At 71.0% G+C, this 18530-nt stretch carries 14 protein-coding genes and 1 tRNA gene; 9 read left to right on the top strand and 6 right to left on the bottom strand.

Going from position 1 to position 18530, the window contains the following annotated elements; translation table 11 throughout:
* Positions 1-279 precede the first annotated feature (279 nt).
* Positions 280-366: transfer RNA gene (locus J2S57_RS09290), tRNA-Ser, on the bottom strand.
* A gap of 90 nt (positions 367-456) precedes the next feature.
* A complete protein-coding gene (gene tadA / locus J2S57_RS09295) occupies positions 457-936 on the bottom strand; it encodes a tRNA adenosine(34) deaminase TadA (RefSeq protein WP_307240570.1) in 480 nt (159 codons plus the stop codon).
* A gap of 122 nt (positions 937-1058) precedes the next feature.
* Here tadA and upp point away from each other — a divergent pair, with 122 nt between their 5' ends.
* Both upp and J2S57_RS09305 read left to right on the top strand, forming a co-directional pair.
* Positions 1059-1694 (top strand): uracil phosphoribosyltransferase, encoded by a 636-nt coding sequence (gene upp / locus J2S57_RS09300; protein ID WP_307240573.1) that lies wholly within the window; start codon positions 1059-1061, stop codon positions 1692-1694.
* 132 nt (positions 1695-1826) lie between these two features.
* On the top strand, positions 1827-1994 hold the full coding sequence (locus J2S57_RS09305; protein WP_307240576.1) for a hypothetical protein: 168 nt from the start codon (positions 1827-1829) through the stop codon (positions 1992-1994).
* Between the two features lie 80 nt (positions 1995-2074).
* Here J2S57_RS09305 and J2S57_RS09310 read toward each other — a convergent pair whose 3' ends face one another.
* The gene (locus J2S57_RS09310; RefSeq protein ID WP_307240579.1) at positions 2075-2851 is read right to left on the bottom strand and encodes a lysophospholipid acyltransferase family protein; all 777 of its coding nucleotides are present in this window, start codon (positions 2849-2851) and stop codon (positions 2075-2077) included.
* Positions 2852-3099: 248 nt separating this feature from the next.
* Between J2S57_RS09310 and J2S57_RS09315 the strand changes: the two genes are divergently transcribed.
* The 6 genes from J2S57_RS09315 (at position 3100) to J2S57_RS09340 (ending at position 10861) form a co-directional block, all read left to right on the top strand.
* On the top strand, positions 3100-3567 hold the full coding sequence (locus J2S57_RS09315; protein WP_307240581.1) for a hypothetical protein: 468 nt from the start codon (positions 3100-3102) through the stop codon (positions 3565-3567).
* 3 nt (positions 3568-3570) lie between these two features.
* The gene (locus tag J2S57_RS09320; RefSeq protein ID WP_307240583.1) at positions 3571-3951 is read left to right on the top strand and encodes a hypothetical protein; all 381 of its coding nucleotides are present in this window, start codon (positions 3571-3573) and stop codon (positions 3949-3951) included.
* A gap of 19 nt (positions 3952-3970) precedes the next feature.
* Complete coding sequence (locus J2S57_RS09325; protein ID WP_307240585.1) at positions 3971-6892, top strand: ATP-binding protein; 2922 nt, start codon at positions 3971-3973, stop codon at positions 6890-6892.
* On the top strand, positions 6889-9111 hold the full coding sequence (locus J2S57_RS09330; RefSeq protein ID WP_307240587.1) for a DUF1700 domain-containing protein: 2223 nt from the start codon (positions 6889-6891) through the stop codon (positions 9109-9111). The genes J2S57_RS09325 and J2S57_RS09330 overlap by 4 nt, the downstream gene beginning before the upstream one ends.
* A 214-nt stretch (positions 9112-9325) precedes the next feature.
* Positions 9326-9826 (top strand): hypothetical protein, encoded by a 501-nt coding sequence (locus J2S57_RS09335; protein ID WP_307240589.1) that lies wholly within the window; start codon positions 9326-9328, stop codon positions 9824-9826.
* Between the two features lie 3 nt (positions 9827-9829).
* Positions 9830-10861: a C40 family peptidase gene (locus J2S57_RS09340; protein WP_307240591.1), complete on the top strand. Its 1032-nt coding sequence runs from the start codon at positions 9830-9832 to the stop codon at positions 10859-10861.
* A 64-nt stretch (positions 10862-10925) separates the two neighbouring features.
* On the opposite strand, the gene J2S57_RS09345 is transcribed toward J2S57_RS09340, so the two are convergent.
* The 3 genes from J2S57_RS09345 to ppk2 form a co-directional block, all read right to left on the bottom strand.
* Positions 10926-14687, bottom strand: a complete 3762-nt coding sequence (locus J2S57_RS09345) for a hypothetical protein (protein WP_307240593.1) — start codon at positions 14685-14687, stop codon at positions 10926-10928.
* 12 nt (positions 14688-14699) lie between these two features.
* A complete protein-coding gene (locus J2S57_RS09350) occupies positions 14700-15491 on the bottom strand; it encodes a 4'-phosphopantetheinyl transferase family protein (protein WP_307240595.1) in 792 nt (263 codons plus the stop codon).
* A 128-nt stretch (positions 15492-15619) separates the two neighbouring features.
* Positions 15620-16624: a polyphosphate kinase 2 gene (gene ppk2 / locus J2S57_RS09355; RefSeq protein WP_307240597.1), complete on the bottom strand. Its 1005-nt coding sequence runs from the start codon at positions 16622-16624 to the stop codon at positions 15620-15622.
* A 380-nt stretch (positions 16625-17004) separates the two neighbouring features.
* Here ppk2 and J2S57_RS09360 point away from each other — a divergent pair, with 380 nt between their 5' ends.
* Positions 17005-18438 carry a hemolysin family protein gene (locus tag J2S57_RS09360; protein WP_307240599.1) on the top strand — a complete coding sequence of 478 codons (1434 nt, stop codon included), beginning with the start codon at positions 17005-17007 and terminating at the stop codon, positions 18436-18438.
* The last annotated feature ends 92 nt before the right edge of the window (positions 18439-18530 follow it).

Genomic DNA, 18530 nt, shown 5'->3' on the forward strand with positions numbered 1-18530 from the left:
CTCTATTTACTGGGGCTCACGGAATTTCCGCTCTTCTCCCTATTGCACGATCACCAGTGATCTGATTCCAACGCCGGGCGACCTGACCGGCAGCGGCGCTGCATTCATTGGTCCGGACGGTTGACACTGGCGGTCGGCATTCTCTGCGCAGGAATCCTTTCGCCGCCCGCAGAGCCTTCACGCCGGGCTTGCCGAACCTTTACGCCGGCCCGGGCAGAACTCAGGCCGCAAAACCCGAAAGGTGCGGCACCCCAACCGGGGTGCCGCACCTTTCGACGGCGGTGGCGGTGGGATTTGAACCCACGGAGGGCGTGAACCCTCACACGCTTTCGAGGCGTGCTCCTTCGGCCGCTCGGACACGCCACCGTGAAACACCTTACCGAACGCGAGGCCGGATCACCGAATCCGATCCCGGCCCAGCCCCGCGCCGACACCGAAACCCGTTACGCCACAGGCTCATCTTCGTTCCGCGAAGAAGTCCGTGAGCAGCCCGGCGGCCTGCGCCTCGAGCACCCCTCCGACCACCTCGACCCGATGGTTGAGCCGCGCGTCACGAACGATGTCCCGGCTCGATCCGGTCGCGCCCGCCTTGGGGTCCCAGGCCCCCAGCACCACCCGGGCCACCCTCGCCAGCACGATCGCCCCGGCACACATGGCGCAGGGCTCGAGCGTCACCACCAGGGTGGCACCGTCCAGCCGCCAGCTGCCGGCCGCGCGCGCCGCCTCCCGCAGCGCGAGGAGCTCGGCGTGCGCGGTCGGATCCTGAGCCGCCTCCCGCTCGTTGCGGCCCCGGCCGGTCACGGTGCCCTCCCGGTCCACGAGCACGGCCCCGACGGGCACATCTCCGGTACCTACGGCGAGCGCCGCCTCCTCAAGGGCCAACCCCATCCACCGCTCCAGGTCCGCCCGCCCGGCGCCGACCGGATCGTCATCCACTCCCGTCCTCCGTTTCTGACACATGAGAACAGGGCCGCTCCCGCGTCACCCCGCCTCTCGCGGTGCCACCTCACCGCCGAGGTCGCACAGACGCCCGGCCCGGACACCGATAGGTTGCCCGCATGCGCCTGCACGTCGTCGACCATCCTCTCGTCGCCCACAAGCTCACCACCCTCCGCAACCGTGAGACCGACTCGCCGACGTTCCGGCGGCTGGCTGACGAACTGGTCACACTCCTGGCCTACGAGGCCACCCGCGGGGTCCGGGTCGAGGAGCACGAGATCTCCACACCCGTCGCCCCGGCCCGGGGCGTCAAGCTCGCCCAGCCCAAACCTCTGGTCGTGCCGATCCTGCGGGCCGGCCTGGGGATGCTCGAGGGCATGACCCGGCTCGTCCCGACGGCCGAGGTCGGCTTCCTCGGGATGATCCGGAACGAGGAGACGCTCGAGGCCAGCACCTACGCCAACCGCCTGCCCGACGACCTGACGGGCCGCCAGGTCTACGTGCTGGACCCGATGCTGGCCACCGGCGGCACGCTCGCCGTGGCGATCCGGTACCTGATGGAGCGCGGCGCCGACGACGTCACCGCCATCTGCCTCCTTGGTGCACCGGAAGGCGTCGAGCACGTACGCAAGGCGGTCGGTGAGGACGCCCCGGTACAGATCGTCCTGGCCGGAATGGACCCGGGGCTGAACGACCTGGGCTACATCGTCCCTGGTCTTGGGGACGCGGGCGACCGCTTGTACGGCGTAGTGTGATCGCGGCCGCTACCATGAGCCTCAAGTTGAGGTTGACACTGCGCCGGTAGCCATGCGTGACAAGCTCGACACGGATAGAACATACTCGTAGCGCTACATTTGTCCTGAGTACACCACTCTGGGGAGGCCGCAGTGACGAGGACCCGACGAGCGCTCGTGGTCATCCTGGTTGTCTTCTTGATCTACGCGGTCGTGAACGACCCGCGTCAGTCCGGAAACTTCGTGGGCGACATCTGGGACTGGGTGCGGGACGCCGCGGACGCGATCGGAACGTTCTTCGACAGCGTGCTGTCGAGCTGACGTTCACCTGGTGAGCGCCGGCTGGCACCTGTCAGCCGGCGCCTTTTCTTTGGCCCCGGTCCGCGGCCTCCGGCGACCCGCTACTTCTTGCGGGCCCGCTTGGCCTGCGCCCGGAGGCGCTTGCCCACCGCGTCGGCGGTGTCCTGCTTGCGGGCCTCCTCTGGGGTGGGCGCAGACCCGCCCCGGGCCGCCGGGAGCCACCAGCGGTCGGCATCGTCGGCCGGCTGCTGCGGATAGCGGTCCTGCAGGTCCTGCAGCAGGGCGTCGACCCGGCTGTGGATCTCCGCGGTGACCTGGAACGCCTCCATGCCGGGCTCGGGCCGGAAGGGCTCACCCGCCTTGAGCATGACCGCCTTGCCGCGCCCGAGGTCGGGCTTGCGGGCCTTGGTGTAGATCCGCTGTCCGCCCCAGATGGCCATCGGCACGATCGGCACGTCCGCCGCCACGGCCATCCGGGCGGTGCCGGTCTTGAAGTCCTTCAGCGTGAACGAGCGGCTGATCGTGGCCTCCGGGAAGACACCGACGATCTCCCCCTCCTTGAGGGCGCGCACCGCCTCGTCGAAGGCGCCGGTGCCCGCGGCCCGGTCGACCGGGATGTGGTGCATCCCCCGCATCAGCGGACCGGCCACCGGGTTCCGGAAGACCGATTCCTTGCACATGAACCGCACCAGACGCTTCTGTGGGCGGGCGACCAGGCCGCAGAAGGTGAAGTCCAGGTAGCTGATGTGGTTACTGGCGAGCACCGCACCACCCTGGGCCGGTACGTGCTCGGCCCCTTCGACCGTGAACCGGATGCCGAGGGCACGGAACACGGAGCGGGCCGCGAGGATGACCGGGGGATACACGAGCTCTGCCACGGACCGAACTGTAGGCGGTCCGGCGCGTGACCCGGTAGGGAGCACTCCGGAGCGCCTCCCACCCACCGCGCACTGCATCCCGCTGCCGCCCGCTAGCCCGGGCGGGCCGACGGAGAACCCGGGGCTTACCAGCACGAACACCAGCGACAGCGGCAAACCTGTGAATCAGGTGCCACATCGGTACACCAGCGGTGTGGCAGCCGCCGCTGACGTCTGGTTATGCATAGCTTTAAGCTGACACGAGCGACATGGACAGCAGGATGGGCGGACGGCGCTACTCTGTCAGCACGGATTTATCGGCAAAACGTGACAGAACCCCTACCATCGACCTGACCTGGCGTGGCAAGGTCGTAACAGATCGTGCGGATTCAGCGGAGCCCGAGGAAGCGTGGCGCGCCGAGGTTACGGAGGGGTTCACCGGTGCCCTGGAGGTACGAATGGCCGTCATCTCGTCGGTAGTGATGCTTGCTACCACCACCAACGACGGGCCCTCACTCAACTCCAACGGGGTGGTCGAGTGGGGCGTCAAGAACATCATCCCGCTGGTTCTGCTGGTGATCGGGATAGGCATCATCGCCTCCGCCCGTAAAGGCAGGATCAGCGACAACGCCAACACCCTGACCAACGTGGTTCTGGGGATGGGTGTCATTGCAGGTGCGGCGGTGCTCTACGGCTTCGCCGGTCAGTTGACGAGTCTGGTGTTCGGGGACGGCTGACGTATGCGGGTAACGCCCGATGACGAGGTGTACCGGGTCAACACCGTTTGGCTCGGTCCGAGTGGGCTGACCTTTCCCTGGACCGCCAGGTACATCGCGTATGCGACCTGGCTGGTGGCCTTCCTCCTCATCCTGCTGGTCGAGGCGGTGACCCCGCTCAAGGTGAACATCCCACCGGTGTGGGAGATCTGCATCGCCACGCTCGGCACCTACGGGCTCATGGGGTTCATCGACCACGAGCGCCCGGCCCGTGCCGTCTGGCAGACCTTCGTCTCGGACCTCACCGCACCCCGGGCGGGCCGCGCCCGCAAGTACCGGCTGCAGCCCCGGGTCCGGGTACGTGACAAACGCACCTCCGCCCGGGCACGCAGGGCCAGCAGCTAGGGAGAGACGCGGCCACCTCATGGGGATCTTCAGCAGCGGCCAGACCCGGGCCGCGAACATGGCACTGGCGTTGCGGACGATCGAGGGCAACCTGGCGTTCACCGATCAGGCGGCCTGGGCCTGGTTCGCCCTGCCCACCCAACGCTGGGCGTTCCGGGCGGACGGCGAACGGCTGAACCTGATCATCGACGTGGCGACGCGGATGGCCGCCCTGTCCGGCCGGAGGCTGCACCTGCGGGTGACGTCCCGGCCGTACCCGGCTGCCTCCTGGGCACGGGCGCTGGACGCGCGCACGCCCGACCCGCTGCCGGGTGTCGAGGGCAGTACCTGGGCCGATCACCTCGTCAGTGCCCAGCAGCACGTGCGGGCCTCGACCATGGCCGAGAAGGAGGTCTACCTCGGCGTCCAGGTCAGCGAGCGCTCACAGATGGCGAGCTTCACCCAGCGGGTGCTGCGCCGGCCGACGCTCGGGGAACTGCAGAAGGTCGACAAGGACGCCGCGCTGGTGGCCGAGGCGATCGCCGGCCCCGGCCTGGAGGGCCGCCCGGTCACCCCACGCGAGCTGGAATGGCTGATGCGCCGGTCGCTCGGTCTCGGGCTGCCCGCTCCCGGGGCGCTGTCCCCGGTGCAGGACGGGCGCTGGGAGACCGAGGACCTCTACGAGCTCACCGAGGGCGTGGTGCACGAGGCCGAGCCGTTCGCGCCGAGCGTCAGGGTCAGCCGGCGGGACCCGGGCGGGGCCGAGGCCCAGCGGCACGTCAGCGTGCTCACGGTCGGCCGGGTCGACGAGATCGAGATCCCGGACCCGGCGCACGAGCCCTGGCTGGTCCACGCCGACCGGCTCCCGTTCGCCGTGGAGTGGTCGATCCGGCTCGACGTGCTGGACGGTGACCAGGCCCTCGACGCGGTGCAGCGCAAGTTGCTGGTGGTCCGCGACATGCAGCGGCACTACCGCGACCACGACCTGGACGAGCCGCTGGCCCTGGAACGACAGGCCCGGCAGGCCCGGGCGATCGAGGACGAGATGACCACCGGCGGCGACACGGCCGCCTCCCGGGTGCACGGCTGGTTCCGGATCGCCGTCTCCGGCGCCACTCAGGAGGAGGCCCTGGAACGGGCCCGGCAGGTCGTCGACACCTACCGCAAGCGCCAGGTCACGATCGCCCACCCGAAGGGGCAGCACGGGTTGTTGCGAGAGTTCATCCCCGGGGAACCGCTCTCGTCCACGGCCTACCGGCGCCGGCTGCCCAGCCTGTACTTCGCGGCCGGAGTGCCGGCCGCCTCGTCCTCCCTGGGCGACCGCCGAGGCCCTTACATCGGCCACACCGCGGCCTCGAGCCGTCGCGCGGTCATGTTCGACACGCACTTCGCCACCGAGGTCCGCGAGACCTCCGGGCTGGTGCCGATCGTCGGTGCGCTGGGCTCGGGCAAGTCGGTCCTGGCCGGGCTGATCACCTATGAGGCGGTGCGCCGGGGCATCACCTCGGTGATGCTCGACCCGTCCGGTCCGCTCGCCCGGCTCACCGACCTGCCGGAGCTGCGCGACCGGGCCCGGCACATCGACCTGACGTCGGCACCGTCCGGCACGCTGAACCCGTACGCGGTCGTGGTCCAGCCCCGTCCGGAGGACTACCCGACGCTGGACGCGCTGGAGGAGGCCAGGACCCTGGCCGCCCAGGACCGCAAGCTCCTGGCGCTGGACGTCGCCACGATGCTGCTCCCGGCCGGCCTGGCCTCGGCACCGCGGACCCGGCTGTTGCTGACCGAGGCGATCCGGGCGACCAAGGGCGCGCCGCAGACCAGCCTCTGGACGGTGGTCGAGCACCTGGAGTCCCGGCAGGACGACCACGCCGCGGACATCGCCGCCTATCTCCGCGACATGGCCGAGATGCCGCTCGCCCGGCTGTTCTTCCCGATCGGGCCGAGCACCGAGCCGATCCACGACGACGCCGTGCTGACCGTGCTGACGATGCCCGGGCTGGTGCTCCCGCCCGGCTCCGTGCCCCGCGAGCACTGGTCCACGAGCGAGCAGATGGCGGTGCCCCTCCTGCACCTGGCCTCCTGGTACGCGACGCGCACGATCTACGGCCGTCCCCGGAACGAGCGCAAGCTGGTGGCTCTGGACGAGACCCACTTCCTCGGTGAGTGGGGTGCCGGCCGGGCGCTCTTCACCCGCCTCGGCCGTGACAGCCGGAAGTGGAACACCTGTGTCCTGGCCGCCTCCCAGAACCCGGCCGACGTGCTCGGCATGGAGGTCTCCAACTTCATCTCGGCCGCCTTCGTGGGCCGGATCGAGGACGATCAGGTGGCCGCGGACGCCCTGCGCATGCTCCGGGTCCCTCCCGGTGTCGGCTACGAGGGCGTGCTGGCCCGGCTCTCCCCCCGGTCACTGACCGGAACCCGTTCCGGCCTGAGGGAGTTCGTGATGCGGGACGTGGACGGCAACGTCGATCGGATGCGGGTCGATCTCGATCATCTTCCGCAGGTGCTGGCCGCTCTGGACACCACCGCCGCACCCGTCGCCCCCCCGCGTCCCCCGGAGTCGCTGACGGTCCGGGAACCCCGCACCGACCAGATCGACCTGACCGCGGTGGAGCTCGATCCCTCGGGAGCACCGGTGGGCTCCGGCCGTCCGGTCGCCAGCGGGGTCGGGAGTTCCTGGACGCCGCGGGGCGGGCTGAGGAACGGCCCCGATCCGCAGACCCCACCGGGGGGTTCCCGGCACGCGCTGCCGGTCGGGGCGTCCCGGGCCCGGCACGGGGTGCGGGGGAGGAACGGCTCCGGCACCGGTGAGCACGCGACGCTGGGCACTGGGTCGCACCGCGTCATCGGCGCGCCCATCGACCCTTCGGGCACCAACGGCAACGGCTGGCCGACCGGCCCCACCGACACCACGGGCGAGCGCGGCCACCGTTCCGACGAGTCCGGCAGTTCCCGATGAGGCGGCGGCGCGTCGTCCTCGTCGCCGCGGCGGCCGTTCTTCTGGCCCTGGCCGGCGCCGTGGCCGCTCCGGCGGCCCTGGCGGCCGGAACTGGAGCCCCGTCGACCGGATCGGTTCAGGCGTCCGCCGGGATGCTGAGCCTGCCCGCCGATCCGGTGGTGGACTGCCTGGACGCCCCGGTCCCGGAGGTACCCGGGCGAGGTGTGGTGGGTTTCTTCGAGTCCCCGCCCTCGACCCTGCCGGCCGACGAGGACCCGTTCGCGGAGAATGCCAAGGTCTCGGTCTACGAGGTCTACGGCTACGCCGGCGTGCGCTGGAACACGTACGACCTGGGCTGCGGCTCGGACATCGTCCGGAACCCGGACGCCTCGATCGGCACCGCGATCGGCAACTGGATCCTCGAGATCCCGACGACGATGGTCGCGGCGACCGGCGCGGTGCTGGACGCGGCCTTCTCCCCCGACTTCCTCGGGGTGTTCGACCCGCTGATCACCAACGTCGTCGACACCCTGCAGCGCACCGTCTTCGAGCGCTGGGCGTTCGTGGTGCTGGCCGCGCTCGGCGTGTTCATCATCTGGCGGTCCCGGCACGCGGCGCTGGCCTCCTCCGCCAGTGCCATCGGCTGGGCCCTTCTGGTGATGGTGCTCGTGACCATGGTGTTCCGATGGCCACTGGTGGCCGGGCACGCCGCGGACGAGACCGTCTCCAGCACCCTGTCGGTGGTCTCCGGTGGTCTCAACGGCAAGGCCGCCGACGGCACCTCGGACGCCGGCACCGAGGCGACGGCAGGCATGCACCAGTCGCTCCTGTACGAATCCTGGCTCGGGGGCACGTTCGGCAGCACCGACTCCGACGTCGCCGAGAAGTACGGACCGGTCATCTTCGACGCGACCGCGCTCACCTGGCGCGAGGCCGCGATCATGCAGTCCGACCCGAAGCAGGGCAGGGACATCGTCCAGGCCAAGCAGAAGAAGTTCGAGGAAGCCGCGAGCGAGATCAAGTCCGCCGACCCGGACGCCTATGAGTACCTCACCGGGAAGCGGTCGGACAGCCGCGTCGGCTACGCCATGCTCGCCCTGATCGCCACGCTCTGCACGGTGCCGTTCCTGTTCGTCGCCGGGTTGCTCGTCCTGGGTGCCCTGATCATCGTGCGCTTCGGCGTCATGCTCTTCCCCGCCTTCGCCACCCTGGGCCTCTTCCCGACCATGCGCACCCTGGTCACCGGCATCGGCAGCACCGTCGCCGCCGCGCTGATCAACGCCGTGGTCTTCGGCATCGGGGCCTCGGTCACCGTCCTGGGCATGGGGGTCCTGCTGTCCCCGGCCAGTGGCACGCCGGGTTGGCTGAGCGTGATCCTCATGCTCCTGCTGACCATCGTCATGTGGGTGGCCCTGCGGCCGTTCCGCCGGCTGACCCAGATGGTCTCGGCCCGGGAGAACCACTTCGCCGTCGCGGCCGGGGGCGTCTCCGGCTCGGCCAAGGGCGCGGCCCGCACCAGCACCCGGATCCTCACCGGCGCGCTCAGCACCTTCCTCGGTGTCTCGGCCGCCCAGCGCGAGAACCCGGCCCAGGCGATCGCCCAGGCCCAGGCCGCGGAGGGCCGGGCGCCGCAGCGGATCGAGAGCATCAGCAACTACCCGGTGCCGGCCGACGCGGCCGAGGGCGTGGTCCCGGTGGAGGGTCAGTCCGCACCGCAACCGGCCGCACTCACCAACGCCGTCACGGTCAACGCCGCCGAGGTCACCGTGGTGCGTGGGCAGACCCCGGCCGCGGCCCGGGGGGAGGCCGGGGCGTCCGCGCCCGTGGCCCCCGTCGAGGGTGGCGAGATCTATGCGCCGGCCAGTGCTCCCGGCAGCCGCGTCGAGTCCGCGACGGTCAGCCCGGGTGGTGGCGCCGGACGGGCCGCGGCCCGCGCCGCCCTGTCCGGGTTCGGTGGTGGGCCGGACGCGCAGGGTCCGGCGGCACCGGCCGAACGGGAGGAAGCCGCGACGCGGTCCTCCTCCCGCCGGGAGTTCGCCGCCGAGCCGGCCGCCCGGGTCGGCAGCGACGGCTGGCGCCCTCAGGACGACGGCGCCCCCGTCGTCCGGCCCGGCGACCGGGGGTTCCAGCGCCTCGAGAGCGAGCCCGCGGACAGCTTCGAGACCGAGCTGGACGAGGTGTTCCGCCCGCATCGCTCCGCCACCGGCTCGGACGCCGACGACCACGCCCGGCAACGCTAGGGCGTGCTTTGAGATCCGCTGCCGTAGCGAGAAAGTGCCCGGGCCGTCGGCCGGGCGTGGCCGGTGGGGCACCTCGTGATGGTTCTCCGTGGGGCCCCACCGGACGTGCTCAGACGGCGTCCCGGGGGCCCGGCGGAAGACACGGGATTTCAGAACACGACCAAGGACGCGCACCGCATGAGAACGACGGCCCCGATCCGGTCGGCAGGTCCCGATGATCAGTGACTTCATCACCTGGCTCTGCCGGAGCCCACGTCGGCTGGTGGTGGTCACGCTGAGCACGATCATCCTGGTCTTCGTGCTCGGCAGCGCCCTGCTCGGCAACGACGCCCCGAGCGACGGCGGTGACGCCCCCCGGGCCGCCACCGGCTCGACCTCGGCCGTGGTCCCGGCCTCGGACGGGTACGTCACCGCCGCCGTCGACTTCGTGACCCTGTGGGCGAAGACCGAGCCGAACGAGACGAAGAGCGACTGGCTGGCCCGGCTCACCCCGCTGGCCACCCCGGACTACGCCTCGGCTCTGGAGACCACCGACCCGTCGGCCCTCCCGGGCGCCGCGCCGGACGGGGAGCCGGTCGTCCGGTTCCTGGCCCAGGAGTCGGCCATGATCGCCGTCCCGCTCTCGGACGGTTCGTCGGTGCTGGTGACCGTGGTCGCCGGAGAGGGGACGTCCGAACCGATGGTGTCCGACGTGCAACCCAACACCGGGGACTGAGCCGTGACGCGTGGGGTTCCGATCCGGCTGGTCGTCGTGCTCGTGGTGGTCGTCGCCTTTCTCGGCGGCGGCCTGGTGGTGGTGCCCGCGATGATGATGATGGGTATCGCCGGGGTCTCCCAGGACGACGACACCGGCGGGGTGTCGACCCTCTCCTGCAGCCCGATCGCCCAGACCGGCAACACCGACGTGGTGCTGACCGACACCCAGCTGGCCAACGCCCAGACGGTGATCGAGACCGGGGTGTCACTCGACGTCCCGTCCCGGGGCCTGGTCGTCGCCGTGGCCACGGCGATGCAGGAGTCGACCCTGCAGAACCTGAACCACGGTGACCGGGACAGCCTCGGCCTGTTCCAGCAGCGGGCGGGCTGGGGGTCGGAACGGGTCCGCACCGACCCGGTCGCGTCCGCCACGATGTTCTACACCGGCGGCCGGCAGGGCCAGCCCGGCCTGATGGACATCAACGGCTGGCAGTCGATGTCGGTCACCGGTGCCGCCCAGGCCGTGCAGCGTTCGGCCTTCCCGTTCGCCTACGCCCGCTGGGAATCACTGGCCGCCTCGCTGGTGACGTCGGTGGTCGGCGACGAGCCCCTCGGGTGCGAGCGTAACGCGGTCGGCGCGAACCTTCCCGACGGCACGATCGGAGACATGCTGCAGGTGGCGCTCGAGCAGCAGGGCGATCCGTACGTCTGGGGTGCGGTCGGCCCGGACGCGTTCGACTGCTCCGGCCTGATCGTGTACTCCTACCGAAAAGTGGGGCACCCGCTGAAGATTCGCACCGCCGCACAGATGATGGACAACTCCACCATCATCCAGCCGGGCGAGGAACGCCCGGGCGACCTCATCTTCAGCGCACTCGGCGAGCGCGGGTCGGCCGGGCACGTGATGATCGTCGTGGAGCCGGGTCTGGCCGTGCAGGCCCCGCGCACCGGTCAGGACGTGAAGCTCTCCGAGTACACGATCGACAACGTCAACAACAAGCTGGGACGCCTGAACGCCTCGGCTTTCGCGGACAGCCGACAGCCCGCGGCCTAAGCCCTGCTGCCCCGAGAACCAGCAACTCAAACCCCGAAAACCCAAGGCTCAGAATCAAGGTCGATCATCCCGCCGTCCGCATCAATTCCACCGTGATCACCGTGTCATCCATGATCGCCACGGCCCCACCCATGGCCGCATCGTTCCCCTCCCCCCGGGCCGCATGCGCCGACGCCTGACTCAACGACCGCTCCACCGCCGACCAGTCCACCCCCGCCCAGTCCGCCCACGCCGCCGGCCCACCCGGCAACCGCACCGTCAGCCGCCCCCGGAACGTCCGCCCGTTCGCCACCTCCATGGTCACGAACCAGACGTCGATCTTCTCCATCGTCTCGCCGTACGAGTACCCCACCGGCCCGTACACCTCCAGCGCCCGGGCCAGGTTCCGCAACGTCTCCCGCAGCACCCCGGGCCGGTCCGGCGTCCGCAGAAACACCTGCAGCAGCAACCGTTCCCGCAACGAGGCGGCCCCGTCGAGCGAACGTGCACTGAGCCGCCGGTCCACCGCCACGATCAACCGGTCCGAGGGCCGCATCCACCGCTGCAGAGCCGGTCGCAGCGAGTCCTCACCGGAGGGGGACGAGACCAGCCGGTCCCGCCCCACCAGGAACAGCACCGTCTGCCCGTACACCCCCTCCACCGTCAGCCCGGCCAGCTCGAAATTCGGCGCCTGCGTGGCCAGCCCGGTCAGCACGTCCCGCAGCAACCCGACCCGCGAGTGCGCGGTCAGCGCCAGGGTCCGCCAGTTCCGCTCCGGCCCGGCCGCCGCCTCTTCGTCCGGCACCACGTCGAAGTCCTTGTCGCTCAGCGGCTTCGACGACGGCAACGCCGGCAACGGCGGCCGCTCGGCATTGATCTGCACCAGCACCGACAACCGCCCTCCGGCGAACGCCATGCCGTCCATCCGGTGCACCCGGTACAGGAACGACCCCAGTCCCCGCAGCGAATCACCGCGCCGGTACGTCACTCCCACACTGAGCTGCATCCACCGCAGACCCGAGTACCCCGGTGGAGGCGGCGCCGGCAACTGCACGCTCCCGACCTGGAAGTTGTACCGGGCCGCGGCGGACACCACCGCCATCACCGGGTGCCGGGCCAGCGTCACCGCGACCGGCGTCATCGGCATGCCGATCATGATCTGCAGCAACCACTCCGGCGGTTCCTGCGGCGCCACCCGGTCCGGGTCGAGCGGGACCGGCGCGACCACGTCGTCCTTGTCCCCGTCGAGCGAGCGCCAGTCCTCCACCGGCTGGTCCCGGAACACCAGGTAGGTCAGGGTCCGTCCGGCGGTCGCGGCCTGCACGGCACCGAGCAGGTTGACCGGCTCGGCCGCAACCGTGTCGCCGGGCGTGTTCAGGAACCGCCCCAGCGACTTCCGCGCGGTGCGGGTCAGCCCGGTGATCGGGTTGCCACCGGTTTGGCTGCGCTCGAGCAGACTCAGTAGCTGCCCCTCCCCTGCCGGGCGGGTGACCACGTAGGCGAACGCGTCCCGCCCGAGCAGCAGGGCTTCGGTGATCAGGGCCCGACTCCGCCGGCCGCGCAGCATGTCGACCCGTGCGTGCTCGGGCTCGTAAGCACTCATGATCCGCATCCGGGCCGAGTGCGAGCGCTGCCCGGGCCGGGAGCGCTGCGGCTCACTGCGCCGGAACCGCAGCATCAGCAACCCCTGCACCACGAAAGCCAGGCAGGCCGCGGTCAGTGCCGACGAAGCCGGCAACAGTGCCAGACACATGGCGAGCAGCACCGTGGGCAACACCGACCCGAACATCAGCCAGTACGTCGCCCGGGTCAGCAGCCCCCGCAGCGTGAATGCCTGCCCCAGTTCCACCCGCCCCGCCAGTACCGCCGAGAACAGGGTGAGAATCGTGGCGAGGACCTGGATGGCGTCCCCTGGGTCGGACTTGTCCCAGGGAGCGAACCGGAGCAGCACGCACAGCACCCCGAGCACCGCCAGGTTCAGCCCACCCGTGTACCGCGCCACGTCGGAGACCTCCGACAGCGCCAGGTCGGCCTCGATCCGCGCCCGGATCGGCCGGGCCCGGATCGCTAGGTCGTCCACCGAGCTGGCCCGCAGCATCACGATGTTCACGCTGGCGGTGTTCACGTCGACCCGGCGGCGCATCCACCGGGGGAACCAGGCCCCGGAGTCCCAGGCCTCCCACAGCCCACCCATGCCCCCGCCGAGCACACCGTCGACGCGCACCCGGTCGAGATGGCCGCGCAGCTCCCGCAGCCGGGCGTCGAGCTGCTGGGTCAGGTGCTCGCGGGTCGGCCGGCGCGGGGTCCCGGCCAGCCGGTCGCGCAGGCGCTGCGGCTCACCGTCGTCCGCATGCTCGTCGTGGGTCGCCTCGACCAGGTAGTGCCGCAGGCTGTCGAGTGCCGAATCGACCTTGTGCAGGGCCATTTCGGCGATCTGCACGTCCACCCAGGAAGCCGGCCGGTCGGGCGGCATCTGCTGCGGGAAGAGGCGGCGCATCAGCGAGTCGAGCCGCTCGAACGGGGCCGGCAGCTCGACATCGATCCGCCCCTGCACCCGGTCGCCGCGACAGACCACCCCGTCGGGCAGCTCCAGCCGGATCTGCCGGTCGGCGTGCGCGGTCGGGGCCAGCAGGTCGATGCTCAGCAGGGCCCTCGGCTGGAACCAGGCGCGCCCCCGACGCACCAGCCGCCGCGAGGGCACGTGCACGGTGTACGACACCGGGCGGCCCTCGTCGCGGACGGCGACGACCACCAGGGTGGTCCCGATCAGCGCCTCGAGGATCTCACCGACGTGCGACCCGAGCACCGGCCGCAGTCGCCCACCGTCTTCCACCCAGGGGTCGACGGAGATCGGCCCGGTCCCCGGACCTCCCGGAACACCCGGCCCCGTCAGGACATTCATGACCTCGGTGTTCAGCCCCGGCGCGTCGGTCACCTTGATCGGCACGGTTCCCCGCAGATCAATGGTGGACGTGGCGGCACCTCCCGGCGGACCCGCACCTTCCGGCGCGACCACCCCGGAACCGGAAGAGCCCGAACCGGAACCGGAAGAGCCCGGATCGTCCTCCGAAACCCCCAGCGCCAGATCGACATCCGCCGCCAGGATCCCGTCCAGCAGGTCCCGCGCGTCCCGGATTCCCTCCGGCACCGTGCCGCCGGCCGGCAGCTGACCGCTCTCGGCGACCGGTGAGGCCCCGGGCAGCATCCGCCGGATCGCCGCCGACAGCAACAGTTTCTGCGTCCGCTGCACCACCGCCCCGGGCTCCGGCCCGAGCTGCTGCGGCCGCCGCGTCATCACGTTGATGATCATCTCGGCCAGCGCTGCCGCCAGCCGCTGCCGCACCTCGCCCTGGGTCAGCCGGTGGATCCGCTGCCCACCGGCGTCACTGACCTCCAGCGACGAGATCGGGTCGGCCTCCTCGTCGCTCCACCGGTCGATCGGCACGTCGAGCCGGTTCGCCCGGAACTCGGCCAGGAACCGCGGGTCCCGCCCCCGGGAGGTGTCCCGCGGCCGCATCGGCGGCAGGGCCAGCAGCGGCAGCCAGGTCAGCCCGGCGTCCAGCTCGAACGCCTCGTGATCGGCGTAGGAGAGGTCGACGTCGACGATCACGTCGGTGTCCACGGCCTGGGCGAGGTCGAGACGCAGCACCTCGGTGGTGCGCCGGCACCACGAGTTGTTCGCCACCAGGTAGAGCAGTTCCCGCCCGAGCCGGGAGTCCCGTTCGAACCGGACGTCCTCGCTGCGGTACTCCTCGAGCGTCACCTGCCCCAGGGCGGACCGCAGCCGCTCGGTGCGGGAGATGACCGCCCGCTGCTGGTCCTGCGTACTGGTCGTCGTCTCCGGCATACCAGGAAGACCTCAGCCGATCGGGACCTGTCGCACCACCGGGACGTCCGGCCATCCGTCGGGGCGCAGCACCGCCACCGCGGCGGCGACGTCCGGGGCCAGGTCCAGGTCGGCCCCCGCCGCCCGCCCCACGCCCGAGGGCATCGAGGCCGACCAGTTCACGCCCTCGGCGTCGGCCGTGACCACATGGCGCAGCGGCAGCGACAGGCCGTGCCCGCTGGCCTTGACCGACGACTCCTTGCGCGCCCAGGTCAGCAGGCGCCGGTGCTCCCGGTCGGCGTGCCCCTGGGTGGCCGCCCACTCCTGGTCGGCGAAGATCGAGCTGCGCAGCGCGTTCCAGTCGACCGTGCGCCCCTGCTCGACGTCCACGCCGAGCTGGGTACCGGGGGCGGCGAGTGCCACGATCACCACCTCGCCGGAGTGCGAGAGGTTGACCTCGACCGGCCGGACCCCGTCGGCGGTCTCCAGATAGGGCTTGCCGTGTCCCGTCTCGCCGCAGGAGATGCAGAACGCGCCGAGCTCGAGCCGGGCCGGCGGGGTGCCGGTGACCGCGGAGAGCAGGCGGCGCAGCAGCGAGTGCGCCGCCAGCCCGCGGTCGCGGTCCTGGGCGCGGCGGTAGCGCTCGATCTTGGCGGTGCGGGTCTCGTCCAGGTCGGCGGCCAGCTTCACGCGCACCTCGTCGGCCAGGTTGCCGACGTCCACCCGGGACCACCAGATCTCCAGCGCGTCCCCCTGCGGCGCGGCGTGGGCGCCGGGCGCCGGGACGACGTTCACGACCGGCTCCGGCCACGCGGGGTAGGACATCCGGACAGGATGCCCTGATCGGCGTGACACCGCCACGAAACCGCACAATTACCGTTCGTCCCCGCGTTCATCGCCTGATCATGCCCGTTCCCCCCACGCCCGAACAGCCCGGCACCCGCAAGAGAACGTCAAAGACGCGGGAAGTACCTCGAGGTGTGCTCACCGTGCTCGAACACGTCCGCGGACGGGCCCACGATCTGCGGGTCCGGTGTGCCGACGACCTCGGCGTCCTTGCCCTCGTAGGGGAAGCGGTGCAGCACGTGCCGCATCGCGTTGAGCCGGGCCCGCTTCTTGTCGTTGCTCTTGACCACGGTCCAGGGGGCGTCGGCGGTGTCCGTGTAGAAGAACATCGCCTCCTTGGCCTCGGTGTAGTCCTGCCACTTGTCCAGCGAGGCCAGGTCCATCGGCGAGAGTTTCCACTGCCGCACCGGGTCGACCTGGCGGATCAGGAAGCGGGTGCGCTGCTCGTGCTGCGACACCGAGAACCAGAACTTGACCAGCCGGATCCCCGAGCGCACCAGCATCCGCTCCAGTTCGGGCGCCTGCCGCATGAACTCCAGGTACTCCGGGGCGCTGCAGAATCCCATGACCCGCTCGACGCCGGCCCGGTTGTACCAGGACCGGTCGAACAGCACGATCTCACCGCTGGTGGGCAGTTCCCGCACGTAACGCTGGAAGTACCACTCGCCGGACTCGCGCTCGCTGGGCCTGGTCAGGGCCACCACCCGGGCCCCGCGCGGGTTCAGGTGCTCCATGAACCGCTTGATCGTGCCGCCCTTGCCCGCCGCGTCGCGTCCCTCGAACAGGATGACGACCTTCTCACCGGAACTCTTCACCCAGTTCTGCAGCTTCAGCAGCTCGATCTGCAGCAGGCGCTTCTCGGCCTCGTAGACGTCGCGGTGCAGACGCTCGGGGTACGGGTAGCCCTCGCGCCAGGTGTCCACCGGGTCACCGGAGGGTGTGATCAGCACCGGGTCGTCGTCATCGGTGTCGTCGACCTTCAGCCCCTCCAGCGGCGTGGTGTCACCGCTGTTCAGGCGCTCGCGCAGTTCCGCCAGCCGCCCGGAGTCCAGGCCGTGCAGCAGGCCGGCCGGACCGCTCTCGGGCCGATCGGCCGCAGGGGAGTTCTCCATCGTCGTTCTCCGTTCCGGATGATCTTCACGATCGTCAGGGCCTCCGGCCCGGCTCAGCCTCCGACATTCGCACCGGGGCCGAGCTGCGAACAGGTCACGGAGGGGAGTTTCACGGCGGTGCGGGCAGGAATTCACCGGCCGTTCAAAGGTCGCCCGGGTCGCGGGTATCGGGAACGTCCGGGCGCGGCGGGCCACGAACGGCGATGAGGGACGTGGTGGTCGCCCCGACCTGGAAGGCTGGGTCCGCACGGGGCGGCGCACCCGGTTCTCGGGAGGCGCCGTGTTGATCACTGCCGGATGATGGGCAGCCCCACGCTGATGTCCACCAGCCGTCACGTGATCACCAGCCGTCACGGGCACCCGAAGGAGCCGAGCACACCATGTGGGTCGAGATCACCCTGGTCGCCGTGCTGATCCTGATCAACGCCGCCCTGTCGGGTTCGGAGATGGCACTCGTCTCGTTGCGCGAGAGCCAGGTCAACCGGCTGGCGGCGGAGAGCGAGAAGGGCCGCCGGCTGGCCCGTCTCACGAGTGATCCGACGCAGTTCCTGTCCACCATCCAGATCGGCATCACGCTGGCCGGGGCGCTCGCCTCGGCCACCGCGGCGGTGTCGCTGGCCGAGCCGCTGATCGGGCCGCTGGGCTTCCTGGGCAGCCTGGCCGACCCGGTCGCGGTCTTCCTGGTGACGGTGGTCCTCACCTACTTCACGCTGGTGGTGGGCGAACTCGCGCCGAAGCGGATCGCGATGCAGACCGCGCAGGGCTGGGCCCTGCGGGCCGCCGGGCCGATCAACCTGATCGCGACGCTGGCGCGTCCTCTGGTCTGGATCCTGGCCCGCTCCACCGAGGCGGTCGTGCGGCTCGTCGGTCTCGACCCGAAGGCGGCGCGCGAGGAGGTCTCCGAGGAGGAGATCAAGGACATGATCGCGTCCCAGGAGTCGATCCCCGAGCAGCAGCGCTCGATCATCGAGGGCGCGCTCGAGCTCGACGAGCGCAAGCTCTACCAGGTGCTCGTCCCCCGCACCGACGTGGTGTTCGTGACCGCCGCCCAGAGCGCCGCGACCGCCCGCGACCTGCTCATCGAGGCCGGCCTCTCGCGGGCCCCGGTGATCGGCGAGACCGAGGACGACGTGATCGGTTTCGTGCACCTGCGGCAGCTGGTCGCCGGCGTCGGCGAGGTCTCCGACTACGTGCGCCCCGCGCTGGTGCTGCCCGACTCGGCCGGTGTTCTCCAGGCCCTGGGCCGTATGCAGCAGCAGCGCAACCAGCTCGCCCTGGTGATGGACGAGTTCGGCGCGGTCGCCGGCATCGTCACCCTGGAGGACCTGCTGGAGGAGATCGTCGGCGAGATCTACGACGAGTTCGACCTGGACACCGCGCAGGTCGTGCACCGTCCCGACGGCGACATCGAGCTGAACGGCTCGTTCCCCGCCCACGACCTGCCCGACCTGGGCATCGACCTGGACCCGGGCCGCAGCGCCACGATCGCCGGGATCATGCTCGAGGCGCTCGGCGAGTTCCCGCCCGCGGGCACCGAGGCGGTCGTCGGCCAGTGGCGGCTGACCGCCCTCGAGGTCACCCCGCGGGCGATCCTGCGGGTTCAGGTGCATCCGCTCGACACCGAGGAACTGGCCCAGATCGAGCAGGCCAAGGAGGCCGCGCACCGGGCCCGCGAGAACCGCGGCATGAACGTCGAGCCGGACGGCCCCGCCCCCGGGACGCCGGCCGAGACGCCCGAGGAACTCGCCCGGCTGGATCTCACCCCGTCCGACCCGCCCGCCCACACGGACACCCGCACCGACCCGGCCCAGTAGCCCGAGGCGTCCACCGGCCAGGTCCAGGCTCCCCGCCGTCGACAGCCGGAAAACCCCGGCCGCCCTCGAAAAGGGCCGGTGGGCAGAACTGA

Origin of the sequence: Kineosporia succinea (assembly GCF_030811555.1) — a bacterium.
Lineage (GTDB): Bacteria > Actinomycetota > Actinomycetes > Actinomycetales > Kineosporiaceae > Kineosporia > Kineosporia succinea.